The 25,643-nt window shown below is 72.2% G+C and carries 27 protein-coding genes; 5 read left to right on the forward strand and 22 right to left on the reverse strand.

The window, feature by feature from the left end; all coding sequences use genetic code 11:
- Positions 1 to 14: 14 nt before the first annotated feature.
- Together ACWCYY_RS20900 and pdxH are read right to left on the reverse strand one after the other, a co-directional pair.
- Entirely contained in the window at positions 15 to 197 is a 183-nt protein-coding gene (locus ACWCYY_RS20900) for a hypothetical protein (protein WP_345283832.1), read from the reverse strand.
- Between the two features lie 181 nt (positions 198 to 378).
- Positions 379 to 1,002 carry a pyridoxamine 5'-phosphate oxidase gene (gene pdxH / locus ACWCYY_RS20905; protein ID WP_345283972.1) on the reverse strand — a complete coding sequence of 208 codons (624 nt, stop codon included), beginning with the start codon at positions 1,000 to 1,002 and terminating at the stop codon, positions 379 to 381.
- A gap of 405 nt (positions 1,003 to 1,407) precedes the next feature.
- Between pdxH and ACWCYY_RS20910 the strand changes: the two genes are divergently transcribed.
- Positions 1,408 to 2,508 carry a citrate synthase 2 gene (locus tag ACWCYY_RS20910; RefSeq protein ID WP_345283830.1) on the forward strand — a complete coding sequence of 367 codons (1,101 nt, stop codon included), beginning with the start codon at positions 1,408 to 1,410 and terminating at the stop codon, positions 2,506 to 2,508.
- A gap of 210 nt (positions 2,509 to 2,718) precedes the next feature.
- On the forward strand, positions 2,719 to 3,837 hold the full coding sequence (serC, locus tag ACWCYY_RS20915) for a phosphoserine transaminase (protein ID WP_345283828.1): 1,119 nt from the start codon (positions 2,719 to 2,721) through the stop codon (positions 3,835 to 3,837).
- Between the two features lie 159 nt (positions 3,838 to 3,996).
- On the opposite strand, the gene ACWCYY_RS20920 is transcribed toward serC, so the two are convergent.
- Positions 3,997 to 4,872, reverse strand: a complete 876-nt coding sequence (locus tag ACWCYY_RS20920; RefSeq protein ID WP_449796903.1) for an AraC family transcriptional regulator — start codon at positions 4,870 to 4,872, stop codon at positions 3,997 to 3,999.
- 114 nt (positions 4,873 to 4,986) lie between these two features.
- Here ACWCYY_RS20920 and ACWCYY_RS20925 point away from each other — a divergent pair, with 114 nt between their 5' ends.
- Positions 4,987 to 6,735: a glycoside hydrolase family 35 protein gene (locus tag ACWCYY_RS20925; protein ID WP_449796904.1), complete on the forward strand. Its 1,749-nt coding sequence runs from the start codon at positions 4,987 to 4,989 to the stop codon at positions 6,733 to 6,735.
- A 155-nt stretch (positions 6,736 to 6,890) separates the two neighbouring features.
- Here the strand turns inward: ACWCYY_RS20925 and ACWCYY_RS20930 are convergent, their stop codons facing one another.
- Positions 6,891 to 7,829 carry a LysR family transcriptional regulator gene (locus tag ACWCYY_RS20930; RefSeq protein WP_345283822.1) on the reverse strand — a complete coding sequence of 313 codons (939 nt, stop codon included), beginning with the start codon at positions 7,827 to 7,829 and terminating at the stop codon, positions 6,891 to 6,893.
- Positions 7,830 to 7,873: 44 nt separating this feature from the next.
- Positions 7,874 to 8,464 carry an RNA 2',3'-cyclic phosphodiesterase gene (thpR, locus tag ACWCYY_RS20935; RefSeq protein ID WP_345283820.1) on the reverse strand — a complete coding sequence of 197 codons (591 nt, stop codon included), beginning with the start codon at positions 8,462 to 8,464 and terminating at the stop codon, positions 7,874 to 7,876.
- Between the two features lie 48 nt (positions 8,465 to 8,512).
- Between thpR and ACWCYY_RS20940 the strand changes: the two genes are divergently transcribed.
- Positions 8,513 to 9,031: a GNAT family N-acetyltransferase gene (locus ACWCYY_RS20940; RefSeq protein ID WP_345283818.1), complete on the forward strand. Its 519-nt coding sequence runs from the start codon at positions 8,513 to 8,515 to the stop codon at positions 9,029 to 9,031.
- Between the two features lie 30 nt (positions 9,032 to 9,061).
- Here ACWCYY_RS20940 and ACWCYY_RS20945 read toward each other — a convergent pair whose 3' ends face one another.
- Positions 9,062 to 10,570 (reverse strand): MFS transporter, encoded by a 1,509-nt coding sequence (locus ACWCYY_RS20945; protein WP_449796905.1) that lies wholly within the window; start codon positions 10,568 to 10,570, stop codon positions 9,062 to 9,064.
- A gap of 124 nt (positions 10,571 to 10,694) precedes the next feature.
- Complete coding sequence (locus ACWCYY_RS20950; protein ID WP_345283814.1) at positions 10,695 to 11,129, reverse strand: MarR family winged helix-turn-helix transcriptional regulator; 435 nt, start codon at positions 11,127 to 11,129, stop codon at positions 10,695 to 10,697.
- A 187-nt stretch (positions 11,130 to 11,316) separates the two neighbouring features.
- Between ACWCYY_RS20950 and ACWCYY_RS20955 the strand changes: the two genes are divergently transcribed.
- Positions 11,317 to 12,054, forward strand: coding sequence for an MHYT domain-containing protein (locus ACWCYY_RS20955; RefSeq protein WP_345283813.1), 738 nt, complete (start codon positions 11,317 to 11,319; stop codon positions 12,052 to 12,054).
- A 134-nt stretch (positions 12,055 to 12,188) separates the two neighbouring features.
- On the opposite strand, the gene ACWCYY_RS20960 is transcribed toward ACWCYY_RS20955, so the two are convergent.
- From ACWCYY_RS20960 to ACWCYY_RS21030, 15 genes are all read right to left on the reverse strand, one after another.
- A complete protein-coding gene (locus ACWCYY_RS20960; protein ID WP_449796906.1) occupies positions 12,189 to 13,874 on the reverse strand; it encodes a hydrogenase maturation protein in 1,686 nt (561 codons plus the stop codon).
- A 180-nt stretch (positions 13,875 to 14,054) separates the two neighbouring features.
- Positions 14,055 to 15,380 carry a cation:proton antiporter gene (locus ACWCYY_RS20965; RefSeq protein WP_449796907.1) on the reverse strand — a complete coding sequence of 442 codons (1,326 nt, stop codon included), beginning with the start codon at positions 15,378 to 15,380 and terminating at the stop codon, positions 14,055 to 14,057.
- 164 nt (positions 15,381 to 15,544) lie between these two features.
- Complete coding sequence (locus ACWCYY_RS20970) at positions 15,545 to 16,807, reverse strand: glycosyltransferase family 4 protein (RefSeq protein ID WP_345283808.1); 1,263 nt, start codon at positions 16,805 to 16,807, stop codon at positions 15,545 to 15,547.
- Positions 16,804 to 17,718, reverse strand: coding sequence for a PP2C family protein-serine/threonine phosphatase (locus tag ACWCYY_RS20975; RefSeq protein ID WP_380149461.1), 915 nt, complete (start codon positions 17,716 to 17,718; stop codon positions 16,804 to 16,806). Before ACWCYY_RS20975 ends, ACWCYY_RS20970 begins: the two co-directional genes overlap by 4 nt.
- Positions 17,719 to 17,917: 199 nt before the next feature.
- On the reverse strand, positions 17,918 to 18,505 hold the full coding sequence (locus ACWCYY_RS20980; RefSeq protein ID WP_345283806.1) for an ATP-binding protein: 588 nt from the start codon (positions 18,503 to 18,505) through the stop codon (positions 17,918 to 17,920).
- Positions 18,506 to 18,512: 7 nt separating this feature from the next.
- Entirely contained in the window at positions 18,513 to 18,833 is a 321-nt protein-coding gene (locus ACWCYY_RS20985; protein ID WP_345283804.1) for an STAS domain-containing protein, read from the reverse strand.
- Positions 18,830 to 19,204, reverse strand: coding sequence for an STAS domain-containing protein (locus ACWCYY_RS20990; RefSeq protein WP_345283802.1), 375 nt, complete (start codon positions 19,202 to 19,204; stop codon positions 18,830 to 18,832). The genes ACWCYY_RS20985 and ACWCYY_RS20990 overlap by 4 nt, the downstream gene beginning before the upstream one ends.
- A gap of 221 nt (positions 19,205 to 19,425) precedes the next feature.
- Positions 19,426 to 20,610, reverse strand: a complete 1,185-nt coding sequence (locus tag ACWCYY_RS20995; protein WP_345283800.1) for a low temperature requirement protein A — start codon at positions 20,608 to 20,610, stop codon at positions 19,426 to 19,428.
- Positions 20,607 to 21,662 (reverse strand): aldo/keto reductase, encoded by a 1,056-nt coding sequence (locus tag ACWCYY_RS21000; RefSeq protein ID WP_345283798.1) that lies wholly within the window; start codon positions 21,660 to 21,662, stop codon positions 20,607 to 20,609. The genes ACWCYY_RS20995 and ACWCYY_RS21000 overlap by 4 nt, the downstream gene beginning before the upstream one ends.
- A 40-nt stretch (positions 21,663 to 21,702) precedes the next feature.
- A complete protein-coding gene (locus tag ACWCYY_RS21005) occupies positions 21,703 to 22,146 on the reverse strand; it encodes a VOC family protein (RefSeq protein ID WP_345283796.1) in 444 nt (147 codons plus the stop codon).
- Entirely contained in the window at positions 22,143 to 22,763 is a 621-nt protein-coding gene (locus tag ACWCYY_RS21010) for a DJ-1/PfpI family protein (RefSeq protein ID WP_449796908.1), read from the reverse strand. Before ACWCYY_RS21010 ends, ACWCYY_RS21005 begins: the two co-directional genes overlap by 4 nt.
- Positions 22,756 to 24,309: a GMC family oxidoreductase gene (locus ACWCYY_RS21015; RefSeq protein WP_449796909.1), complete on the reverse strand. Its 1,554-nt coding sequence runs from the start codon at positions 24,307 to 24,309 to the stop codon at positions 22,756 to 22,758. Before ACWCYY_RS21015 ends, ACWCYY_RS21010 begins: the two co-directional genes overlap by 8 nt.
- Positions 24,306 to 24,710 carry a nuclear transport factor 2 family protein gene (locus ACWCYY_RS21020; RefSeq protein ID WP_345283790.1) on the reverse strand — a complete coding sequence of 135 codons (405 nt, stop codon included), beginning with the start codon at positions 24,708 to 24,710 and terminating at the stop codon, positions 24,306 to 24,308. Before ACWCYY_RS21020 ends, ACWCYY_RS21015 begins: the two co-directional genes overlap by 4 nt.
- A gap of 37 nt (positions 24,711 to 24,747) precedes the next feature.
- Positions 24,748 to 25,200 (reverse strand): nuclear transport factor 2 family protein, encoded by a 453-nt coding sequence (locus tag ACWCYY_RS21025; protein ID WP_345283788.1) that lies wholly within the window; start codon positions 25,198 to 25,200, stop codon positions 24,748 to 24,750.
- Positions 25,201 to 25,203: 3 nt separating this feature from the next.
- Positions 25,204 to 25,626: a nuclear transport factor 2 family protein gene (locus ACWCYY_RS21030; protein WP_345283786.1), complete on the reverse strand. Its 423-nt coding sequence runs from the start codon at positions 25,624 to 25,626 to the stop codon at positions 25,204 to 25,206.
- Between the last annotated feature and the right edge of the window lie 17 nt (positions 25,627 to 25,643).

Below are 25,643 nucleotides of genomic sequence, written 5' to 3' on the forward strand. Positions count from 1 at the left end.
CTGTGCGGCGACCGTCAGATGGACGAGTTGAAGGCCGCCACGGCGACCTGGCCGGTGTCCCCGCCGGGCAGCGCCCGGTGCAGATCGGCGGTGAGACGGTCGGTTCCCAGGGCGGCGAGGGCGGCGAGCGAGGCCCGTGGGGCGGGCTCCTCGACGGAGTCGCGGTCAGCAGGCCGGATGGCGAGTGCGGTGACCATTGCAGTCTCGTTTCTGCGCATGAAACGCGGGGGAAGCGGGGAAACCCGCGGGGGCGGGCCCACCCGATTACCGCCAAGTGAAGCAGCAGGACACCCCCGCGCACCGTGCAAATGGCCAGAAATCCATCACTTCAGGCTAGTTGCCGCTACTGCGATTGACGTAGGGTCAGCGCACGCACGATCAGGGGCAGAGCCGCTCCACCCGCCAGCCGCCCGGACCGGCCGCGTAGCGCAGCCGGTCGTGCAGCCGGTTCTCCCTGCCCTGCCAGAACTCGACGGTGTCCGGCACCACCCGGTACCCGCCCCAGAACGGCGGCACCGGCACCCCCTCGCCCTCCGGGTAGCGCCGCTCCAGCTCGGCGTAGCGCTGCTCCAGCACCTCGCGGGAGCTCACCGGACTGGACTGCTCGCTGGCCCAGGCACCCAGCTGCGAACCGTGCGGGCGGGTGCGGAAGTAGGCCGCCGTCTCGTCCCGGCCGACCTTCTCCACCCTTCCGCTGACGATGACCTGACGGGAGATCACGATCCACGGGAAGAGCAGCGAGGCCCACGGGTTGGCGGCCAGCTCGGTGCCCTTGCGGGAGCCGTAGTTGGTGAAGAAGACGAAGCCGCGGTGGTCGTACCCCTTGAGCAGCACCGTGCGCGAGCTCGGCCGCCCCTGCCCGTCGGCGGTGGAGAGCACCATCGCGTTGGGCTCCGGCACGCCCGATTCGTCGGCCTGCTGGAACCACTCGGTGAACTGCGCCACCGGGTCGGCCGCGAGCTGCTTCTCGCCGAGCCCCTCGTGCTGGTAATGCCGGCGCATCACGCTCGGGTCCGGCGCGGGCCGGGGCTCGGCCGGGGTTCCGGCGGTCGGCTTGGTCGGAGGGGTCGGGTGACGATCCGCGGTAGGCACGGCAACATCATCCCGTACGACAAGCGTCGGATACCGCTACGTCCCGGCAAACCCGGGTGGGAGATAAGGTGTCTCGCCACCGCTCCGCCCCTGGTCGGCCGGAGTAACCTCCGGTTCCGTCCGGAAATGCCCAGATGGTCCGTCAGCGCCGCCGGACCCGGCAGGAGCGTCCGCAGGGAACATCACCGTGGTGGTGTCTGGCGCAATGCACTCCGTGCCTGCCACTCTGACACCGAGTGCCAATCCACCAACGGTCACCGGCGCGGCCGCCCCACCATCGGCGGCCCGTCCAACGGATCACTGAAGGAGCCGTCCATGTCCGACTTCGTACCCGGGCTCGAGGGAGTCGTCGCGTTCGAGAGCGAGATCGCCGAACCCGACCGGGAGGGCGGCGCACTCCGCTACCGCGGTGTGGACATCGACGAGCTGGTGGGCAGCGTCTCGTTCGGCCACGTCTGGGGCCTGCTGGTGGACGGCAAGTTCAACCCCGGCCTGCCCGCCGCCGAGCCGTTCCCGATCCCGGTGCACTCCGGTGACATCCGGGTCGACGTGCAGTCCGCGCTCGCCATGCTCGCCCCGGTCTGGGGCCTCAAGCCGCTGCTCGACATCTCCGCCGAGCAGGCCCGTGACGACCTCGCCCGGGCCGCCGTGATGGCGCTCTCCTACGTGGCCCAGTCGGCCCGCGGCCAGGGCCTGCCGATGGTCCCGCAGAGCGAGATCGACAAGGCCGAGACCGTGGTCGAGCGCTTCATGATCCGCTGGCGCGGCGAGCCGGACCCGAAGCACGTCAAGGCGATCGACGCCTACTGGACCTCGGCCGCCGAGCACGGCATGAACGCCTCCACCTTCACCGCCCGGGTGATCGCCTCCACCGGCGCCGACGTGGCGGCCGCGCTCTCCGGCGCGGTCGGCGCGATGTCCGGCCCGCTGCACGGCGGCGCCCCGTCCCGCGTGCTCGGCATGATCGAGGAGATCGAGCGCACCGGCGACGCCAAGGCCTGGGTCAAGAACGCGCTGGACAAGGGCGAGCGCCTGATGGGCTTCGGCCACCGCGTCTACCGCGCCGAGGACCCGCGCGCCCGCGTGCTGCGCCGCACCGCCAAGGAGCTCGGCGCACCGCGCTTCGAGATCGCCGAGGCGCTGGAGAAGGCCGCACTGGAGGAGCTGCACAACCGCCGCCCCGACCGCGTGCTGGCCACCAACGTGGAGTTCTGGGCCGCCATCATGCTGGACTTCGCCGAGGTCCCGGCGCACATGTTCACCTCGATGTTCACCTGCGCCCGCACGGCCGGCTGGTCCGCGCACATCCTGGAGCAGAAGCGCACCGGCCGCCTGGTCCGCCCGGCCGCCCGCTACATCGGCCCCGGCCCGCGCAGCCCGCGCGAGGTCGAGGGCTACGAGTCGATCGCGCACTGACGCGCAGTCACTCTTTCGAGCGGGCCCGGCGGCTGTCGCCGGGCCCGCTCCGCACCTGCGTCACTCCCCCACCCCTCCACCCCGCCCCCGCCGGAGGCGGCTTCCGCCTGCCCGGGCCGGGCCGGCCGCAGGCCGCTGAGCGGGGAAGATCACATCTCAGCGGGCGGACGGCGGTGCCCAGTTGACGAGCCCGGGCAGTAGGCTGCGGGCGTGGCTCAGATCCAGATCCCCGCTGACATCAAGCCCGCCGACGGCCGTTTCGGCTGCGGCCCTTCGAAGGTGCGGCCCGAGGCCCTGAAGGCCCTCGCCGACACCGGTACCTCCCTGCTCGGCACCTCCCACCGGCAGGCGCCGGTGAAGAACGTGGTGAAGCGCGTCCGCGAGGGCGTGTCCTCCCTGTTCTCCCTCCCCGAGGGCTACGAGGTCGTGCTGGGCAACGGCGGCTCCACCGCCTTCTGGGACATCGCCGCCTTCGGGCTGGTGCGCGAGAAGTCCCAGCACCTCAACTTCGGTGAGTTCTCCAGCAAGTTCGCGTCCTCCGTCAAGGCCGCGCCCTGGCTGGCCGACCCCTCGGTGATCAAGACCGAGCCGGGCACCCACCCGCTCCCGGTCGCCGAGGCCGGCGTGGACGTCTACGCGCTCACCCACAACGAGACCTCCACCGGCGTGGCGATGCCGATCGCCCGCCCCGCGGGCGCGGACGCGGGCTCGCTGGTGCTGGTGGACGCGACCTCGGGCGCCGGCGGCCTGCCGGTGGACATCACCGAGACCGACGTCTACTACTTCGCGCCGCAGAAGTCCTTCGCCTCCGAGGGCGGCCTCTGGCTGGCCACCTTCTCCCCGGCCGCCCTGGAGCGCGCCGCCGAGATCGCGGCGTCCGGCCGGTACATCCCGCCGTTCTTCGACCTGCCGACCGCGATCGACAACTCCTCGAAGGACCAGACCTACAACACCCCCTCGATCGCCACCCTCTTCCTGCTGGCCGACCAGCTGGAGTGGATCAACGGTCAGGGCGGTCTGGACTGGGCGACGGCCCGCACCGCCGACTCGGCCGCGCGGCTGTACGGCTGGGCCGAGAAGTCCTCCTTCGCCAGCCCCTTCGTGGCCAAGCCCGAGGAGCGCTCGCAGGTCGTCGGCACCATCGACTTCGACGAGTCGATCGACGCCGCCGCGATCGCCAAGGCGCTGCGCGCCAACGGCATCGTGGACACCGAGCCCTACCGCAAGCTGGGCCGCAACCAGCTGCGGATCGCGATGTTCCCGGCCGTCGACCCGGCCGACGTCGAGGCGCTCACCGCCTGCGTCGACTACGTGGTCGAGCAGCTCTAGGCACGACACCGCGAAGACCCCCGGGGCACTGCCCCGGGGGTCTTCGCGTTCCGCCGCGTCAGCGCCGCAGCAGGGCGCTGACGATCACCACGGCCAGCAGCAGCGCCAGCGCGCCGCTCACGATTCGCATTCGGGTCTTGGGGTCCACGGTCATCGAGGTTACCCGGTGGCCCGGCCCGGCCCCCCGGTGGCCCGCTCCCGCCGCTCCGCCCCGCCCAGCTGGGCACCGCCCCGGTACTGCTGGGCGCGGAAGGCCGAGGGCGCCATCCCGACCCGGCGGGTGAAGATCCGGGTGAAGTAGGCCGGGTCCTGGTAGCCGACCCGGCGGGCCACCGCCGCGACCGGCAGCCCGCTGGCCGCGAGCAGCTGCTTGGCCTCGTTCAGACGGACCGTCAGCAGGTACTCCTTGGGCCCGACCGCGCCCACCGAGCGTACCGCGCGCCGCAGTTCGGCCACCGACAGGCCGGCCCGCCGGGCGTGCTGGGCGATCGACAGCGGCAGGCAGGCGTCCCGCCGGAGCACCTCCAGCACCGGCTCCCCCGCCACGTCCACGTCGGCCCGGTGCCGGCGCAGCTCGACCAGCAGCTGGTGCACCTCGGCCGAGCTCTCCACGTCCACCAGCGGGCCGCCCCGGCGGCAGGCCGCGGCGATCCGGGACACCACCCGCTGGGCCGGCTCGGCGGTGGTCAGCGGGGTGACCCGCAGCGGCGGCAGCAGGCCCAGCTCGGCGTAGCCGGCCAGCCCGGAGCCGGTGAAGTCCACGAAGCACTCCGACCAGCCCTCCGCGTCCGGCGCGTAGTGGTGCGGCTCACCGGGGCGCAGCCAGAGCACGGCCGGGGCGGCCACCGGATGCCGGGCGCCGTCCGGGCTCTCGTACCACCCGCGGCCGCTGGTGACCACCACCGCCACCCAGTGGTCCAGGGTGCGCGGCCCCACCGTCGGCAGCACCCCGCTCTGCAGGCCCACCCCGAGGCAGGCCAGCCCGGTCGCCAGCTGGGCCGGAGCGGGCGTCAGGTACCACCACCACTGCTCCACCGTCACCTCCTCGCGCCGTGCGCGGCACGGGACCGCCGCCGGACTCCGACAGTCCAACACACCCAGGGGTTTGTCCATGGCTTCGACCTGCCGCTCTGGGGCAGGCTGGAGTGCATGCTCACCTACGACTCCACCGGCTTCCGTCTCGACGGCGGTCCGCTGCGCATCCTGTCCGGCGCAGTGCACTACTTCCGCACCCGCCCCGAGCAGTGGCCGGCCCGGCTGGCCGCCCTGCGCGCGATGGGCCTGAACACGGTCGAGACGTACGTCCCGTGGAACCTGCACGAGCCCCGCCCCGGCGAGTACCAGCGGCTGGACGAGCTGCCCGCCTTCCTGGACGAGGCGGCCCGCCAGGGCCTGTGGGCGATCGTCCGCCCCGGCCCGTACATCTGCGCCGAATGGGACAACGGCGGGCTGCCGGGCTGGCTGACCGCCCGGGTCGGCCGCCGGGCCCGCACCTCGGACCCGGAGTACCTGGCCGCGGTCGACCGCTTCTTCGACGCGCTGCTGCCGGCGGTGGTGGAGCGTCAGACCACCCGGGGCGGGAACGTCCTGATGGTCCAGGTGGAGAACGAGTACGGCTCCTACGGCAGCGACGCCGCCTACCTGCGCCACCTCGCCGACGGGCTGTCGGCCCGGGGTGTCGACGTCCCGCTGTTCACCTCGGACGGCCCCGAGGACCACATGCTCACCGGCGGCACCCTGCCCGGCGTGCTGGCCACCGTGAACTTCGGCTCCGACCCCGAGGGCGCCTTCGAGGTGCTGCACCGGCACCGCCCCGAGGACCCGCCGTTCTGCATGGAGTACTGGAACGGCTGGTTCGACCACTGGGGCAAGCCGCACCACAGCCGGGACGCGGCCGACGCCGCCGACACCCTGCGCCGCATCCTGGCCGCCGGAGGCTCCGTCAACCTCTACATGGCGCACGGCGGCACCAACTTCGGCACCGGCGCCGGAGCCAACCACGCCGACCCGCCGTTCAACTCCACCGACTGGACCGACTCGCCGTACCAGCCCGTCACCACCTCCTACGACTACGACGCCCCGCTGGACGAGCGCGGCGCCCCGGCCGCCAAGTACGCCCTCTTCGCCGAGGTGCTGGCCGAGTTCGCCGCCGCCCATCCCGAGCAGGCCCGGTTCCTGGGCGAGGCGCTGCCGTACGAGCTGCCGCCGGTGCTCGCGCCGCGCACGGTCGAGCTCACCGGGCGGGCGCCGATCCCGTTCGGACCGGCCGCCGCGCACCCGGTGCCGCCGAGCTTCGAGGAGCTGGGCCTGGAGCACGGGGTGGTCCGCTACGTCTTCCGGGTCCCCGCCGAGCGGCCCGAACTCCCGCTCACCGTCGAGGGCCTGCACGACCGCGCGGAGCTGCGGGTGGACGGCAAGCGGGTCGCCGAGCTGCGCCGGGGCGCGGCGGACGAGCCGGTCGTGGTGCCCGGCGGGGTGGAGCTGGAGCTGCTGGTGAGCTCGCTCGGCCGGGTCAACTACGGCCCGCTGACCGGGGACTCGAAGGGGATCACCGGCGGGGTGCGGCACGAGCGGCAGTACCTGCACGGCTGCGAGGTGGCCGCCTTCGACCTCCACGCCCCGCTGCCCGCCCTGGAGTTCACCGGCGAGGGCCCCTTCGCCCGGGGCACGCTCACCCTCGACGCCACCGGCGACACCTGGCTGGCCGTCCCCGAGGGCCGCCACGGCTACCTCTGGGTCAACGGCTTCCTCCTCGGCCGCTACGACGCCCGGGGCCCGCAGACCGCCCTCTTCTGCCCCCAGCCCCTCCTCCGCCCCGGCGCCAACACCCTCCTCCTCCTCGAACTCGGCGACGCCACCCCGACCACGGTCGACCTCCTGGACGCCCCTGCGCTGTGAAGGTGCGGTGCGCCCCGTAGGGGCGCGAGGAACTGCGCGAGTTCGGAAGGCGGACCAGCGTGGGATCGGGGCACGTCAGCCAGTTGCACGTGCTGCCGTTCCCCTGCACGCAGTTCCTCGCGCCCCTGCGGGCGCAACCACGTGCGCCGGCCCGCCTACCGGCGGGCGCGCCAGGCGGTGTAGGAGGGGCTGCGGCCGGCCGCCTCGGTGTGGGCGCGCCGCGCGTAGCGGGTGACCTCGGCGGCCGTGCCCGCCTCGGCCGACTCCGGGTGCCAGCCGAGGAGGTGGCGCCAGGTGAGCGGGTCCCCCGCGAGGGGGACCGTCACCACGCCGGAGGTGGGCGGGAAGGTGGCCCGGGCCAGGCCGACCGCGCGGCCGACCTGGACCAGGTGGACGCAGGAGGCGGTGTCCGTCTCGTACATCGCCGCCGGGGCGAAGCCGGCCCGGCTGCAGGCCGCCGAGAAGCAGTCGGCGAAGCAGCCCTCCCCCGGCACCACCGCCCACTGCTCCCGCGCCAGCTCCTCCAGCCCCAACTCCGCGCGCCCGGCCAGCGGATGCCCCTCCCCGAGCATGGCGAACACCGGGTCGGTGCCCACCTCCCGCCAGGCGAGCTGCGCCGCCCCCGCCGGACGGCTCTGCCCGCAGACCCCCACCAGGGCGTAGTCCAGCCGTCCGCTGGCCACCTGGCCGGTCAGCTCCTGGGTCGACCAGGAGGTCGCGGTGTTCACGGCCGCTCCCGGGTACTCGGCCACCAGCCGGTCCACCAGGGCGCCGAGCAGCGGCCCGTGGGTCGCTCCCAGTCGGAAGCGGCGCCGTCCGCCGTCCGCGTTGGCGAACCGGACCGCCTCCTCCTGCAGCTCCTGCGCCGCCGGGAGCAGCACCTTGGCCCGGTCCAGCACCAGCTCACCGAGCGGGGTCGGCCGTACTCCGCTCCGACCGCGCTCGAACAGCTGGCCTCCCAACAAGCGCTCTATCCGCTTGAGTTGAGTACTCAGAGCGGGTTGGGCCAATCCCATGGCCACCGAGGCCTTGGTCAGACTGCCCGCCTCGGCGATGGCCCGGACGGTCCGCAGGTGACGCAGCTCCAACTCCATGGCGACGAACGTAAGGGCGTCGACGGATTCTCCACAAGAGATGGTCACCGGCTCCAGTTGGCCAGATTCCACCGGCGCAGCACCGTGTACCGCGCCGGGCCGTGGTCCAACTCGCTGCGCATCAGGCAGAGTTCGTCCGCCTGCCAGTCACTGCCGCGGAAGCCGTCCAGGGCGGTGGCCAGGGCCCGGAGGTCGGCGGCGTCGGTGCGGCGGTCCGCGCGTCGGCGGCCGTGCGAGGAGCCGGCCCGGGCCAGCGTCAGATGCGGATGGAACCCGAACTGGTCACTCTCGCCTCCGAGTTGGCCCACCGCCTCGCGGACGCCCTCGGCCAGCCGGCGGAGCGCCCACACCTCGCCGTCCACCCCCGCCCACAGCACCCGGTCCCCGAAGCACCCGCCACCGGCCAGCCGCAGCCGGTGCGCCCCGTGCTCGCCCGCCACCCGCCCGAGCGCCTCCTCCAGGGCGGGCACCTCGGTGACCGGCACCTCCCCCAGGAAGGCCAGCGTCAGGTGCCACCCCGCCACCTCGCTCCACCGCAGCCGCCCCGCCCCGGGGGCCTCCCGCAACGGCGCCGCCGCGTCGACCAGTTCCCGCACCGCCACCGCCGGCGGGTTCACCGCCACGAAGAGCCTCATGGTCCCCATGATCCACGCTGTCGGCGGGACTCTGGTAGAACGGCCGGCATGGAGATACGTACCGGAACCACCGCCGACGCCCCCGGGGTCGTCGCCCTGCTGGACCGGACCATGGGCTGGCTGATCGACCAGGGGCGGACCGGGCAGTGGGGTGACCGACTCTGGAGCGAGCGGCCGGAGTTGGTCGAGCGGATCGAACGCTACCTCGGCACCATGCACGCCCGGGTGGCGGTGGCCGGGGACGGATCCCCGCTGGGGATCTGCGTGGTGGACGAGGAGGGGCCGCAGTACGCGCTGCCGGCGCCCGGGCCGGAGCTGTACCTGCGGTTCCTGGCGACCGAGCGCGCCGCGAGCGGCACCGGGGTCGGCGCCGCGCTGGTCGCCGACGCGCTCGCGGAGACCGCGCGGCGCGGGCTGCCGACCCTGCGGGTGGACTGCTACGGGGGCGACGACCGCCGGCTGGTGGGCCAGTACCTGAAGCTGGGGTTCACCCCGTGCGGAACCTTCGCCGTCCCCCGGCCCGACGGCAGCGAGTGGCCCGGGCAGTTCCTGGAGATCAGGCTCTGACCGGGCCGCCCGCCGGGCGTCAACAGGCCGTCAGCAGGCCGTCGCCAGGGCCCGCTCGCGCAGCGGGGTGCGCGGCACCAGTGCGACCACCCGGCTGCCCCGGTGCAGGTCCACCCGGACCTTGAGGTCGGCGACCCGGGCCAGCACCAGGCCGACCACCACGGCCGCCACCGCGGAGACCGCCCCGCAGGCCAGCAGCCCGAACCGGGGCCCGTACTCGGCCGTGACCCAGCCGACCACCGGGGCGCCGATCGGCGTGCCGCCGGTGAAGACCAGCACCAGCAGGCCCATCACCCGGCCGCGCAGCGCGGGGTCGGTGGCCAGCTGGATCGCCGAGTTGACCGAGGTGTTGAAGGTCAGGCCGAACATGCCGACCACGGTCAGCAGCGCGGCGAAGGTCCAGTACCCGGGCGCGAACGCGGCCAGCACCTGGAGCGCGCCGAAGGCCAGCGCGGCACCGACCAGCCGGCGCAGACGCGGTGCCCCGCGCCGGGCGGCGATCAGCGCACCGGCCAGCGAGCCGACCGCCATCGCGGTGTTGAGCAGGCCGTACTGGCCCGCCCCGACGTGGAAGGTGTCGTAGGCGAAACCCGACAGCAGGGTCGGGAAGTTGAACCCGAAGGTGCCGATGAATCCGGCCAGCACCATCGGCCACAGCAGCTCCGGACGCTCCTTCACGTACCGCAGCCCCTCCCGGAGTTGGCCCTTCTCGCGGGCCACCGGGGTGATCGGCCGCAGCTCGGACTCGCGCATCGCGAGCAGGCCGCCGATCACCGCCACGAAGGAGAGCGCGTTGACCGCGAAGGCCCAGCCGCTGCCCACCGCGGCGATCAGCAGACCGGCGACCGCCGGGCCGACCAGCCGGGCGGTCTGGAAGTTGGCCGCGTTCAGGCTGACCGCGTTGGCCAGGTCCCCGGCCGGGACCATCTCGCTGACGAAGGCCTGCCGGGTCGGGTTGTCGACCACCGTCACCAGGCCGAGCAGCAGGGCGAAGACGTACACGAAGCCGGCGGTGGCGGCCCCGGTGACGGTGAGCACCGCGAGGCCGGCGGCCAGCAGGCCCATCGCGCCCTGGGTGGCGATCAGCAGCCGCCGCTTGGGCAGCCGGTCGGCGAGCACGCCGCCCCAGAGGCCGAGCAGCAGCATCGGGAGGAACTGCATCGCGGTGGTGATGCCGACCGCGAGCGGGCTGCCGGTGAGGCTGAGCACCAGCCAGTCCTGGGCGATCCGCTGCATCCAGGTGCCGGTGTTGCTGACGACCTGTCCGGCGAAGTAGTAGCGGTAGTTGCGGATCCGCAGCGAGGAGAACATCCCGCCGGGCCGGGTGAAGCGGGCCCCGGTGGGGCCGTCCCCGCGAGGCGGGGCGGATGCGGCGGGGAGCTCCGCCGCGGTGCGTTCGTCGGGGTCGTCGTCGCCGGTGCCCGGCAGGCCCACGGGGGTGGGCTCGGGGCTCTCGACGGCGGCGGCGCCGGGCGCCGCGAGGTCGGTGGTGGAGTCGTCGGTACGGATGGCGGCGCTGACGGCGGCCGACGGTGTCAAGGTGGGCTCCCCTCCTGGCGCGACCGTGGTGCGTCCCCCGGTCGCGCTGCTGGTGTGTCGTGTCGGTCCTGCGGTGATGCGGTGCTCCTTCTCTCGATGCCTCGATGCGCTGACGGGTCGTCGGCTACAGGTGGGCCAGCTTGTAGAGGACCGGTGCGGCCTCCTTGAGCTGCGCCCACTCCTCCTCGGTCAGCCCTTCGGCCAGTTCGGCCAGCCAGACGTTCCGACGGCGGCGGCTCTCCTCGAGGATGGCCTCGGCCTCCTCGGTGGAGCTGACCACCACCTGCCGGCGGTCCTCGGGGTGCGGCTCGCGCCGCACCAACCCCTTCTCCTCCAGCATCGCGATGATCCTGGTCATCGACGGCGGCTGGACGTGTTCCTTCCTGGCGAGCTCACCAGGGGTGGCCTTGCCGCAGCGGGCCAGGGTGCCGAGCACCCCGATCTCGGTGGGGCTCAGCGATTCCTCGACCCGCTGGTGTCGCAACCGGCGGGCGAGGCGCATCGCGGCCGACCTGAGCTGACTGACGGCAGCGAGGTCGGCCTCGGACATCTCGGGCATGTTCTTAGCCTATCTCATTACTCTCGCTAACAAAAACGGGTATCGGCGGGATTGGTGAGCGTGTCTTGCACCGCCCGTGAAGGACCACCCCTGGCCTGCGACTTCACAGAAACCACCGTGGTTGCCCACGTTCCGTCAGGGGTGGTTGGGTCGTGTTGTCAGGAACACAGCATGCCTAGGAGCTCTCTTGGGTCACATCGACCACACGGTCCACGGCTGGGTCACCCCGGCGATCTCGTACCTGGCCGCCTGCCTGGGCGCCCTGCTCGCCCTGCGCTCCACCCGCTGGGCCCTGCTCACCGAGGGCCGCACCCGGCGCAACTGGCTGTTCTTCGCCTCGGTCTCGCTCGGCGTCGGCATCTGGAGCATGCACTTCATCGCCATGCTCGGCTTCGCGGTCCAGGGCGCGGAGATCCGCTACGACGTACCGCTCACCGTGGTCAGCCTCCTCACCGCCATCGGCGTGGTGGGCGTCGGCATCTTCACCGTCGGGTACAGCCGCCGGCGCAACGCCTCCCTGCTGGCCGGCGGGGTGGCCACCGGACTCGGGGTGGCGGCCATGCACTACCTGGGGATGGCCGCGATGCGGATCAACGGGACGCTGGTCTACGACCGCGCGACGGTGGCCGCCTCGGTGGGCATCGCGGTGTTCGCGGCGACGGCGGCGCTCTGGGCCGCGCTCAACGTCCGGGCCACGGGCGCGGTCCTGGCCGCTGCGCCGGTGATGGGCGTCGCGGTCTGCGCCATGCACTACACCGGCATGGCCGCCGTCCAGGTCGAGCTCTCCGGGGTCCGCACCACCCCGCCGGGCGTGGTCGCCCTCCAGTTCGTCTTCCCCCTCGCGGTCGGCCTCGGCTGCTACGTCTTCTCCAGCGCCCTCGCCTTCGCCGTCGCCCCCGACAAGGTCACCGTCCGCCCGGCTTGACGTACGTGGCTACGCCTCTGGGGGCGCGGGGAACTGCGCGATTCGGAAGGCGGCTCACCTGCAACTCATGCACCGTCAGCCAGTTGCACCTGCTGTTCCCCCTCGCGCAGTTCCCCGCACCCCCGGTGTGACCACTATCCGCGGATGTGCGCCGGGGTCTCGGTGGGGCAGGTCTTGTGGACGAAGGCGCGGCGCAGGGCGTGGTAGGGCTCCTCGGGGGCGAGGAAGTTGTGCCGCATGTGGGCCAACTCCTCGGCGCGGTAGGCCGCCAGCGGCTTGGCCGCCTCGTCCGCGCCGCGCCGCCGCTTCTTCTCCACCAGCCAGTCCTCCAACTCCCCGGAGCGGGCCAGCTGTTCGGCCTCGTGGTCGACCCAGCGGCGGAAGCCGGTGGAGTCGCCCCCGGCCACCCGGTCGGCCAGGCCGATGGCCAGCGCCTCGCGGGCGCCGATCGGGAGCGCGGCCGTGGTGAGCCGCGCGGCCTGGTCGGTGCCGACGCGGCGGGGCAGCGTGTAGGTCCAGTACTCCGAGCCGTACAGACCCATCAGCCGGTAGTGCGGGTTGAGGACCGCGGAGGCCCGGCACCACACCTCGTCCGCCGCGAGGGCCAGCATCAGGCCGCCGGCCGCCGCGTTGCCGGCCAGCGCCGAGACCACGTAGGTGTCCGTGGTGGTGAGGACGGCCTCGACCAGGTCGTCCATCGCGTTGATGTTGGCCCAGGACTCGGCGGCCGGGTCGGCGGCGGCCTCGATGACGTTGAGGTGGATGCCGTTGGAGAAGAAGTCCCGGGACGGCCCGAGCACCAGCACCCGGACCGGCCGGGCCACCGCCGCCCGGTAGGCGCGGAGCAGGCGGCGGCACTGCGCGGTGCTCATCGCCCCGCCGGGGAAGGCGAATTCGAGGTGACCGACCTCGCCGTGCTCCCGGTAGCGGATCTCCGACCAGGTCTCCCGCCCGGCGGCCTCCTGCGGGGTGACGGGCACCTCGGGCACCCCGGCCAGGGTCAGCTGGGGCCCGAGCACGGTGGCCGCGGGCAGTTTGTAGGTGGCGGGGCCGCCCGGCGTCCGACGCGGCCTCAGCTGCGATATCCAGACCGCCCCGTCCACCGTGGCCCGGCAGACGGCGCCGTCCCGGCTCGCGATCAGCTCACCGGGGCGCCCGCGCAGCCGGTCCTCGGCGCAGCCGCCGTGCAGGTAGTACGCGCGGCCGTACAGCTCGTCCAGCACGCCGGGCTGGCTGTCCGCCGCGCGGAGCTTGCGCAGCACCGTCGCGGTGGTGTCCACCGCCCAGTCGATCCGGCGGAACTCCTGGGCGTGATAAGGGCGTTCGCGTCCGATCCGGCCGGCCGCCAGATCCGGGGCGTACCAGCCGCCGGCGAACCGCTCGACCGCCTGGAGCACCGCCTCGACGGCGGCGTCCGCCACCTCGTTGCGGTAGACCTCGCTCTTGCCGCCGGCCCGGAGCGGGAACGGCACGCTGGCCCAGACCGGGCCGGCGTCCAGCTCGGCCACCGCCTGGAGCACCGTCACGCCCCACTCGGCGGCACCGTCGTGGATCGCCCAGTCCAGCGAGGACGGGCCGCGGTCCCCGGCCGGGCCGGGGTGCACGATGAGGACCGGGTACGTCCGCCAGACGTCCTCCGGGACCGTCCGGGTGAGCATCGGCGCCACGATCAGGTCGGGCCGGAACCGGGCCGCCCCGGCCCGCAGGGCCTCGTCCCCCAGCGCGAGTTCGACCCCGACGTGGTGGCCGCGTTCGCGCAGCTCCACGTGGACCCGCTGGGTCAGACTGTTGAAAGCGCTGGCGACCAGCAGTACGCGCAAGGTGCCCTCCGACGGCATGTCAGTGCGGTGACCCCCCGTGAATCGGGATCATCCAAACACGGTCATGCGCACGTCAGAGGTTTCCCCGCACGACCCTCACCCAGCCCACCCGGGCCGTCGACGAAACCTCCCGATCGGCCCCGCCGACCCCACCGGCCGCCCCACCGGTCACCCCGCCGGTCACCCCGCCGCGCGGCGTTCCAGCAGCCGGTACGCCGGGGCCGTGGCGGCCGTGGTGAGCACCGCCATCAGCACCAGCACGGTGGCGCCGAGGTCGTTCACCAGCCCGGCCTGGTAGCCGATGGTGATCACCACCAGCTCGGTGACGCCCCGGCAGTTCATCAGCACCCCGAGCCGCAGCCCCTCGGCCCGCGGCGTCCCCGCCACCGCGGTGCCCAGCACCGCACCCAGCAGCTTCCCGCCGACCGCCACGGCCAGCACCGCGAGCAGCAGCAGCCAGCCCACCGGATCGCCGAGCACCGCCCCGGCCGAGGTCCGCAGCCCGACGCCGACGAAGAACAGCGGCAGCAGCACCGCCGAGGTGAAGCCCTCCAGCTGCCGGCAGATCCGCCGCACCGCCGGGTGCCCGCCCGGGGTGGCCGCGCCGAACAGCAGCGCGCCGACCACCGGGTGCAGCCCGAGCCACTGGGTGAGCGCCGCCAGGCCGAGCAGTCCGGCCAGCAGCGCGGAGAGCAACTGGCCGTTCCGGGACTCCGGTTCGCGCTCGGCCCAGTCGACCAGGGCGGCCAGCGCGGGCCGCAGCCCGTACCGGACGGCGGGCAGCAGCACGACCAGGGCGGCCAGCGTGAGCGGGGCGCCACCGGCCCGGCCGCCGGTCAGGGCCAGCAGGACGGTCAGCGCGCCCCAGCCCACGCCGTCGCCCAGCGCGGCGGCGCCGAGGGCGAGTTGGCCGTGCGGGCGGTCGGTGAGGCGGAGCTCGGTGAGGATCCGGGCCAGCACCGGGAGGGCGGTGACGGAGAGGGCCAGACCGAGGAAGAGGGCCTCGGCGGCCGGGCGGGTGCCGCTCGCGAGGCGGTCACCGAGGAGCAGGGCCAGACCCAGGCCGCCCACGAAGGGTGCCAGCAGGCTGCCCACGCCGAGGCCGAGCAGGGCGCCGCCGCGGGCCCCGAGCTCCTCGGGGCGGATCCGGCATCCGACCAGGAACATGAACACCGCCAGGCCCAGGTCGGCGGCGGAGCCCAGGCCCTGACGGACCGGCGCGGTGAACAGCCACTGCTGCCCGGCCGGCCAGAGCAGGCCGAGGGCGGACGGACCGAGCAGCAGCCCGCCGACCACCTCGCCGACCACCTGGGGCTGCCCGAAGCGCCGGAACAGCGCGCCCAGCAGATGCGCCGTCAGCACCACCACCGCCGCAGCGACCAGGAACCGCGCCAGCGGATCGTTCACCCCGTCCCGGGCCCACGCCGCCCCGCCCAGCGCCACCACCGACACGGCGCCCACCACCCCGCGCCACCGCGACCGCGGCACGGCCGCACTGATCACCATCGACGAACCTTTCGTGATGCCGGGGGCGCGAGGAACTGCGCGAGTACGGAAGGCGGACCAGCGCGAGATCGGGGCAGGCGAGCCAGTTGCACGCGCTGCCGTTCCCCCGCGCGCCGTTCCCCGCGCCCCCGGGGTGACCACGTACGTTCCTCGCGGCCGGCGCCTCAGAGCAGGTTGCCCTCGGGGACGACGATGCGGGGGCGGCCCTGGCTGAGGACCTTCGCGGCCTGGCGTTCGGCGAAGACCGGGCCCTCGATGGTGGCGATGCGGTAGTTCTCGGCGGTCTGCCGGGCGATGGCCTTCCAGCTGTAGTCGCGGATGACCATCTCCCGGGCCCGCTGCGCCATCTCCAGGGCGTTGTCGCGGTCGCTGAGCAGACCCGAGACGGCCTGCGCGAGCGAGCGCGGGTCGCCGGCGTTGAAGGTGGCGCCGGTGCGGCCGGGCCGGATGATCTCCATCATGCCGCCGGTGGAGGCCACCGCGACCGGGGTGCCCGCCGCCGCCACCTCGAGGGCGATCATGCCGAAGGGCTCGTACCGCGAGGGCAGCGCCATCACGTCGCAGGCGGCGATCATCGTGGAGAGCTCGCGGTCCAGGAAGCCGGTGAACTGGACCCGGTCGCCGACCCCCAGGTCCCGGGTCAGCGCCTCCAGTTCCTGCCGGTAGGGCCCGTCGCCGGCGATCATCACCTTGGTGCCGGGGTGCCGTGCGGAGAGCTCCGGCACGGCCATGATCAGGTCCTGGACGCCCTTCTCGTAGACCAGCCGCCCGGCGAAGCCGACCAGCGGGCCCTCGGCGTGGTGCCGGCGGCGGAAGTTCTGCACCTGCTCCGGATCGGTCTCCCAGCGGTGCGGCTCCACGCCGTTGGCCACCACCTCCATGCGCCGGTAGGGCACGCTCATCAGGCGGTTGACCTCCCAGGCCATGTACTGGGAGCAGACCACCAGGCGGCAGGCCTCGTGCGCGAGCCACCACTCCACCGAGTGGATGGACTTGTTCATGTTCTCGGGCAGCCAGCCCTGGTGGCGTCCGGCCTCGGTGGCGTGGATGGTGGCGATCAGCGGGACGTTGAGCTGCTCCTTGAGCGTGACCGCGGCGTGCGCCACCAGCCAGTCGTGGGCGTGCACCACGTCGAAGTCGTGGCCGATCGAGGCCCGCAGGGCGGCCCGGGTGAGGGTGTGGTTGAAGGCCATCGTCCAGGCCAGGAAGCTGTCCTGGGACTCGGCGAACAGCGGCGGGTCCTCCATGGCGTGCACGACCCGGACGCCCTCCTGCCACTCCTCCAGCGGGTGGCCGGGCGCGTAGCGGGTGACCACGGTGATCTCGTGGCCCTCCTTGACCAGTGAGGTCGCCAGGGCGTGCACGTGCCGCCCCAAGCCGCCGACCAGCACCGGCGGATACTCCCAGGACAGCATCAGGATCTTCATGGACCGTCTCCCCCGTCGTCTCTCGGTTCAGTGGTGCGTTGGTACTCGCCGGGACCGGCGGGGTGCCGGAGCAGACCGAGCATCGTGATGTCGTCGAACTGCTCACCCACACCGGCGTGTTCGGCCACCGCCTTGCGCATCCGCTCGATCACGGTGGCCGCCCGGCCGGGGTCGGCCAGCATGGCCAGCATCCGGCCCTCTCCGAGGAACTCCCCTGCCGGATTGCGCGCCTCCGGCACTCCGTCGGTGTAGAGGTAGAGCAGGTCGCCCCGCTCCAGGGTGGCGAACCCCAGGTCGAAGTGGGCGTCCCGCATCAGCCCGAGGGCCGGGCCGGTGGGCAGCAGCGAGAGCTGCTCGCCCGTCGCGCGCTGCACGACCGGTGCGTTGTGGCCGCAGTTGATGTAGATCAGCTCACCGGTCCTGGTGTCCACGACCCCGAAGAACAGGGTGGCGAAGTACGCCTGGTGCAGGTGATTGGTGGTCAGGTAGTCGTTGGTGGTGCGGACGGCGCGCAGCGCCAGTGCCGCGCCGGGGAGCGGCCGCCCGGCCGAGCCGACCGGCTCGGGGACGGCGGTCAGGCCCTCGTCGGCCACCGCGGCCTGCCGGAGCAGGCTGCGGATCAGGGCCATGAACAGGGCGGCCCCGATGCCCTTGTCGCAGACGTCCGCGATGGCGAAGGCGAGGAAGTCGCCGTTGATCACGTCGTACGCGTCGTAGAAGTCGCCGCTGACCTCTCGGGCCGGCTCGAAGTAGGCCGCGATGTCCCACTCGTCCAGCTCCGGCAGGTTCTCCGGCAGGAAGCCGCGCTGGATCTCCCGGCCGATCTGGAGCTCCCGCTCGAAGCGGCTCTCGTCCACGGCCGAGTGCATCTCGTCCAGCACGTAGGCGAGGTCGCGGTTCTGCCGGCACATGTCCAGCCGCTTGCGGACCAGGTAGGGCAGGAAGGGCTCGGACAGGAAGTCCAGCCCCTCCTTGAGGTGCTGCTCGATCTGGCGAACGTCGCCGCTGCTGAAGGCCACCACGGCGGGCGGGCGGCCGGTCTTGCGGCTGAGTTCGCGGATCAGCCGGCGGACCGTCTCGACGTCGAGCGCGGCGTCCACCAGCAGCAGGTCACAGGCGGGGGCGTCCGGCCAGCGCGCCGCCAGTACCGAGGAGGGGTAGGACACCGTCGCCGGGATCCCGACCTCCGCCAGGGTCTGCCACAGCTCCAGCGCCGCCGCGCTGGGGCTGGGTTGACTGACGATCAGTGCTTTCTCGGACACGCTCGACCCGCCCATCGTATTCCGGTGCGATCCGCCGCATGGCGATCGTGGTGTGGTTCGCACCGTGCACGTACTCGTGAAACGACCTGTCCACCGCGTGGTTGACCAGATAGAGCCCCAGTGAGCCCGGCTCGCGCTCGTGCAGGGGGAGGTCGAGACCACGCGGTGGCCGGGCCGTGAACGGGTTGAACGGTGGTGCGGTGTCCGTCAGCCGGATCGAGACCTCCGTGTCGGTGACCACCCCTTCGAGCCCGATCCGGCCCCGTCCGGAGCCGGAGTACCCGTGCACCACGATGTTGACGACCAGCTCCTCGGTCGCCAAGCGGAGCAGGTGGGACCGGGCCGGAGTGAGCCCGGCCTCGGTCGCGAGGTCCTCCACCAGGGAGTTGACCAGCTCCAGGGAGCTGACGTCCGCCGACACGTCGATCTTCTTCATGGCATGCCTACGCCGGGATCGAGTCTGCGAAGGTGACGCTCTGGTCGAAGCCGACGAGCCGGATGGTCTGCTCCACGGCGCTGTTGACGCCCACCAGGACGACGCGGACGTCGTCGTCCATCTTCTGGCGGGTGTAGACGATCTGGCGCAGGCCGGCCGAGGAGATGTAGTCGACCTTGCTCATCTCCAGGACGAGCTCCTTCGGGCGGGCCTCGATGACCGACTCGGCGGCCTTCTGGAAGGCCGGCGCGCTGGCCGCGTCGAGGTCACCGCCGATGGTCACGACCGCCGTGGTGCCGCGGAAATCCACTGAGACGTCAAAACTCATTTGGTCCACTCCTGGTCAGTTGCCTCGGCGACGCGTTGCCGAATGAGCATTGCGACGCCCTCGGAACAACTCTCGACAATATGGAAGAGGCGGAGGAAGCCGGTCACCCGGAGCGCATTCCGAAGATGCGACGAAAGACCGGCGAGAGCCACCTCGACCTCGGCGCCCTGAGCCCGCCGGTGCACCATGAGCAGCACCCGCAGACCGGCGCTGGAGATGAACGGGACCCCTGAGAGGTCCAGCAGCAGCGGCGTTCCCTGCGGCATGACGTCCACGATCCCGCTGAACACGCCCTGCGCCGATCTGGCGTCCAGGTCACCGGTCAGTTCGACACAGGTGACGCCGTCGGCCATGCGCGTGACGACCTCCATTGCCGGGCCCCTCGGTCGAAATTGCTCCAGATTCCCTTTCCCCTGCTATTTTCCGGGGGGTGGTGAGGGACCGTCAATGAACTGTCCGCCCAGGGGAATCCACGTTCGAGTCGCGGATCGGAGTCCGTCAAGTCCCTGTGTCAGGTCGGTGCGCGGGGCGTGGAAATGCCGATGGCCGGCCCCGGGGAAGGGGGCCGGCCATCGGCTCGGAAACGGGGCGGCTACTCAGCCGGCTGGGCGCGCCGCAGGCGCTGCGGCACCCGCACCAGCGGCAGCGAGCGGTGGGTCTCCACGATGAAGGCCTCCGCCCCGTTGACGGCCGCCAGCACCAGCAGCACCACGACGGCGGTGACCAGTTGGGGCAGCAGCGGGGCCAGCGCGGACAGCACGGCCAGCGCGACGGCACCGGAGAACCGGGGCACCGCGGCCGCGCCGAACATCCGCCAGCGGGCGTAGCAGAACCCGAGCAGGTAGAGGCCGGCTCCGGGAGCGAGCATCAACTGCGGCAGTTCGTGCGGCACTTGTGTCGGATGGGCGATCAGCTCCTCCAGGCCGACCGCCATCAGGATGATGGCGACGGCGTACAGCAGGTGCGCGTAGCTGAACACGTCGCGGACGATCCTGGCCTGCACCGGGTCGCTGCCCAGGCTGTGCCGGGCCGCCGGTGCCCCGTAGTGGAAGTACGCCCACCAGAGCAGCACGATCAGCACGAAGGCCAGGCCCAGCGTGCTCAGGGTGAGTGCGTCCATCACATGGGCGCCGGTGACGTGGCTGCCGGCCGCGATGACCGTCTCGCCCAGCGCCATGATGACGAACAGGCCGAAGCGCTCCGGGAGGTGGGAGGTCTCGAAGCGGGCCTGGTCGAGCTTCTTGCCCAGCACCGCGGTGCCCAGCACCTCGATCACCGCACCGACCGCCCACAGGACGTGGCGCGGCTCGCTGTCCAGGAAGCTGCCGACCAGGAAGAGCGGCCCGCTGGCCAGCAGGCTGACCGAGAACGGCTCGATCCGCAGCCCGCCGAAGCTGGGCCAGCGCCGCATCCGCTGCCACAGGATCAACCGCAGCAGCACGTAGCAGACGCCGTACAGCGGCCCGCTGGTCCCGAAGGCGTCCGGCACGGCCACCGCCATGCCCAGGCCGCAGGCGGCCAGCCCGAAGACCAGCACCCGGCCGTGCACCCCGTCGAGGTTCTCGCCGCTGGTGTTGCCCAGCAGCGCGGCGCCCACCCAGCCCATCCAGAGCGGCAGGAAGAGCAGGATCGCGGCGCCGGCGTCCACCAGCGAGTGCGAGTGGGCCAGCAGGACCGAGATCTGGGTGATGGCGAACACCCAGACCAGGTCGAAGAACAACTCGGCCCAGGTGACCCGCTGTTCCTGGGTCTCCGTGGCCTCCGCGTCCGCGGTCATGCGCCGTCCCCGCCCTCGATGTGGCGGTGGGCGCCCACCTCGAGGCCGTCGGTCAGACGGCCGGCCTCGCCGTAGACGAAGCCCTTCATGGACTTGATGAAGTCGGCCGGGAAGCCGAGCGGCACCTCGCTGGCGCGGTTGAGCCGGGCGACCGCCTCGTCCGGGAGCCGGACGTCGACGGCGGCCAGGTTGTCCTCCAGCTGCTCCAGCTTGCGGGCGCCGACCACCGGGTGGACGTGCGGGCCGTGCTGCATGACCCAGGCCAGCGCCACCTGGGAGGAGGAGACGCCGAGTTCGTCCGCGACGGCGTCCACCTCCTTGGCGACCGCGAGGTCCCGGGCCGAGATGTCCCGCTGGTTCACCCGGGTGTGGCCGGTGGCCCGGCCGCGGCTGAACTTGCCGGAGAGCAGGCCCCCGGAGAGCGGCGACCAGGCCGCCACCGAGAGGCCCATCGCGTCGACCATCGGCATGATCTCCCGGTCGGCGTCCCGCTTGACCAGGCTGAACGGCACCTGGACGCCCACGAAGGGGGTCCAACCGCGCCACTCCGCAAGGGTGTTGGCCCGTGCGACCACCCAGCCCGGGGAGTCCGAGATGCCGATGTACTGCACCTTGCCGGCCCGGACCTGGTCGTCCAGGGCCCGCATGGTCTCCTCGATCGGCGTGCCCGGGTCCCAGATGTGCACCCAGAGCAGGTCGATCCGGTCGGTGTTCAGCCGCTTGAGGCTCTGGTCCAGCGAACGGACCAGGTTCTTGCGGTGGTTGCCCGAGGCGTTCGGGTCGGTGCCGTCATCGGTGAGGGTGTACTTGGTGGCCAGCACGAAGCGGTCGCGGTCCGCGCCGAGCAGCTCGCCGAGGATCTTCTCGCTGGTGCCCTCGGTGTAGCGGTTGGCGGTGTCGATCACGTTCCCGCCGGCCTCGGCGTAGGCCTCGAAGAGCTTGCGGCTCTCCTCGACCGAGGCACCGAAGCCCCAGTCCTCGCCGAAGGTCATGGTGCCGAGGAACAGCTCGGACACCCTCAGACCACTGCGTCCCAGAAGTCGGTAACGCATCTGGTAATCCCTCCCCTGATGATGGCCCGTCGCGGCCGGGTCAGTGCGCGTGGGTGTGCGCGTGGGCCGACGGATCGTCCCGGTACCCCTCGCTGACCTCGACCACCACGCCGTCCGGGTCGGTCAGCCAGACGCTGCGCCACCCGGGGATGAAGTCGTCGAAGGAGAGCGGGCCCAGGGAGACCGGCACGTCCTCGTCCAGCCCGGACAGGAACTCTGTCAGGTTCTCGGTCTGGAAAGCGAGGTGTCTCACCGTTCCGGGGGTGGAAGGGCCGTCCTTCGTTACGTCGAGCGGCTCGCCGGCCCCCGCCGCGAACAGTTCCAGGTAGACCTGACCCTGCTTCACGAAGACGATCTGCTGGTCGCCCAGGTCCACCGTGCGGGCCCGCTCGAAGCCGAACCAGCGGTGGTAGAACTCCTCGGTCACCTTCTGGTCGGCGCAGTTGAGCGCGGCGTGCGACCAGCGCAGCTCCAGCCCGCTCACGCCGCACCGCCCTGCGCGGCCTTGCGGTCGACCAGGATGTCGATGATCTGACGGGCGAACAGATGGGCGTGCTGCCCGGTCCGGCCGGTCACCAGGTCGTCGCCGTCCAGCACCACGTCGGAGTCCACGTACTCGGCGCCCATGTTCCGGACGTCGCCCACCAGGTTGTTGTGGCAGACCACCTTGCGTCCCCGGATGGTCTCCGGGACGGTGGCCAGCAGCCAGAAGCCGTGGCAGATGATGCCCTTGAGCACCGAGGGCTGGTCGAAGGCGCGCTTGACGAACTCGGCCGCCGGGGCCAGCACCTCCACGTCCTCGGTGTAGCGCAGCCGGTCCGAGACCATGCCGGAGGGCACGATGACCGCGGCGTAGGAGCGCAGCTCCTCGTCGCTCAGGCCCTCGAAGGACTCGGTCGCGGTGAACGGCACCCGCCACTCGTGGCCGGTGAAGGTGATCGCGTCCTGGCCCCAGAGCCGGGTGAGGAAGTGGACCTCGGCGCCCTCCTCGGCGAAGCGGCGCTGGTAGTAGTGGATCTCGGGCTCGAAGTAGTCGCTCTCGATCAGCACGGCGATCTTCGTGCCGGTCAGCGGGCCCTCGCGGAGCACCAGGTCACCCACGGCGCGCCTCCTTGATCAGGTCGGACGCGCGCTCGGCGATGGCGACGATCGCGCTGTGGCAGTTGCCGGACGGGACGGCCGGCATCACGCTGGCGTCCACCACGCGGACGCCCTCGACGCCGCGCACCCGCAGCTGCGGGTCGACCACGGCCAGGTCGTCGATGCCCATCCGGCAGGAGCCGGCCTGGTGGTGGTAGCAGTCCGCGCGGTCGCGGACGAACTGCTCGATCTCCTTGTCGGTGCGCACGTCCGGGCCGGGCAGCAGCTCGCCCTTGAGGTGGCCCTTGAACTCCGGGGCGGCGAAGATGTCGCGGGCCAGCTTGAAGCCCTGGACCATCCGGTCCACGTCCGACCGGTCCCCCAGGTAGTTGGGGTCGACCAGCGGCTTGGCGAAGGGGTCGTCGCTGGCCAGGCGGATCGAGCCGCGCGAGGTCGGGCGGACCACGCCGGGCAGGATGGAGACCGCGTTCGGGTGGCCGGCGCCCACGATGATGTCGAACGACACGTGCACGAAGGCGAGTTGCAGGTCCGGCGCGATCATGCCGGGCTGCGAGACCGCGAACAGCGCGGACTCGGAGAGGTTCTGGTGGCCCTCCCGGGGCGGATCGACGGTCTCCGCGATCAGGCCGGTGAGGACGTGGTTGTGGAAGTTCTCGCCCACGCCCGGCAGGTCGGCGACGACCGGGATGCCGTGCTCGGCCAGCAGCTTGGCCGGGCCGAGCCCGGAGAGCTGGAGCAGCTTGGGCGACTCGATGGCGCCCTGGCAGACGATCACCTCGCGGGTGGCCCGCACGGTGTGCACGCCGGGCTCCGCCTGGGTGGCGGCGGAGAGCAGGCGGCCCTCGCCCTCGGCGGGCTTCTCGGCCTCCTGGCGGTACGTCACGCCGACGCAGCGGGTGCCCTCGAAGACCAGGTTCATCGCCGTGGCCGAGGTGCGCAGGGTCAGGTTGGGGCGGGGCAGGGCCGGCTCCAGGAAGGACTGGAGGGCGCCCTTGCGGCGGCCGTTCTCCACGTCGATGTGGTGCCAGCCGGTGCCGATCATCTCGGGGCCGTTGAAGTCGTCCACCTCGCGGTGGCCGAGCCCCTTGGCGGCGTCGATGAAGGTCCGGGACAGCGGGTGGGGGTTCCCGTCGGCCGCGGAGGTGACGGTCTGGAGCTCCTTGAGCTTGGCGAAGTACGGCTTGAGGTCCGCGTAGGACCAGCCGGCCGCGCCCTGGTAGGCCCAGTTGTCGAAGTCCGAGGGGTGACCCTCGATGTGCATCATGATGTAGAGGTTGCTGGAGCCGCCGGGCAGCTTGCCGCGCGGCTCGTAGACCGTCCGGCCGTTCAACCCCGCCTGTGGCACGGTCTGGTAGCCCCAGTCCACCGGGGACCCGAGCAGTGTGTACCACAGTGGTGCGGTGTCCACGTTGGCCGGGACGAACGCGCCGCCGGCCTCCAGCACCAGGACCTTGACGTCCGGGTCCTCGGACAGCCGGTTGGCGACCACCGACCCGGCGGTGCCACCACCGACGACGATGTAGTCGTACTCCACCGGGGCGCTCATGACGCACCGTCCGGGGAGCCGAGGACGGCGCGGAAGGGCACCGTGTCGTGGAAGTTGGCCATGTAGGTGATCAGGCCGTCCACCACCTGGAAGTAGTTGACGACGTTCGCCTCGACCCGGCCGCCGGCCGGCGTCTCGGCGGTGATCTTCGAGACCACGGCCGCCTGCTCGCCGTCCACCACGAAGTGGGCGGGAACGTTCTGGAACGAGGCGTACATCTCCGGGAAGCCCTTCATCATCTCCCGGAGCGTCTCCCGCCCCTCGACGTGCCCTGCGAGCTGCTCGTCCATCACCTGGTCCACCGCGAACAGGTCGCACCAGGCGTCCCAGTTCCCGGCGTTCGCAAGCTGGTAGTACGAGGTCACTACTTCCCTGGTGTCCACCACGGTGCCCTTCCGCATCTGTGTGAGCCCGAACCGGGCCTGTGCTACCCGGCGCTCAGACGCGCACGGCGTTGGTCGCGAGCTGCGACCAGAACTGGTTGAACTGGGTGGTGCCGTCGCCGAAGATGGCGCCGCGGCCCTCGACGACCTTGCCGTTCTCCCACTTGAGCAGGTGGATGACGTCGATCTCCAGGCGGTCGTACGGGGAGAGGCTCCCCTCCTCCGCGGTGACCCGGGTGCCCAGGTTGTAGGAGACGTCGGCCGACCAGCCGGGAGCGGTGCAGATGGCGCTCCGGGTCATGATGAAGCTGCCGCCGGAGAGCTCCCCGACGCGCGTCATGAAGTCGAAGAAGCCGTCCAGGCCCTCCCACCAGCCGGCCAGCTGGTGGTTGCCGGGGACCAGCCAGCGCATGGACTCGTCCCAGTACTTCTCGATCTGGCCGCGGTCGCCCGTGGCGAGCGCCTCGTAGGCCGCGTTGACCAGCTCGGGGGTGACGTCGTCGGCCATGGCTCAGCCCGCCAGACGGGCGGCGATGCCCTTGAGCTGGAAGCGGCTCCACATGTAGCGGTCCACGCCGTGCTGGTCGGCGGTGTGCACCTGGACCTCGCGGATCTTGCCGTCCTCGATGCCGTAGGTGGTGCAGGTCGGGAAGAGGTACTGGACGCCCTCGGACTCGCCGTGGCCGCTGTGCTTCTCCACGACGGTGCCGTTGTCCAGCTCGCCGAAGTGCACGTTGTCGACCGAGATGCCGGCCTGGAAGAGGTCCGCGAAGAAGGCGATGACCTCGTCGGCGCCCTTCATCGAACCGGACAGCGGGTGGTGGCCCGGCATGTTCCAGACGATCTCCTCGTGGAAGAGCTCGCTCTTGATCTTGTCCATGTCGCCGGTGCCGAAGTACTCGTACATCTTCAGGATGATGTCGGTGTTGGACATGTGACTGCCTCTCGGTT

The sequence above is a fragment of the Kitasatospora sp. NPDC001664 genome, assembly GCF_053596675.1.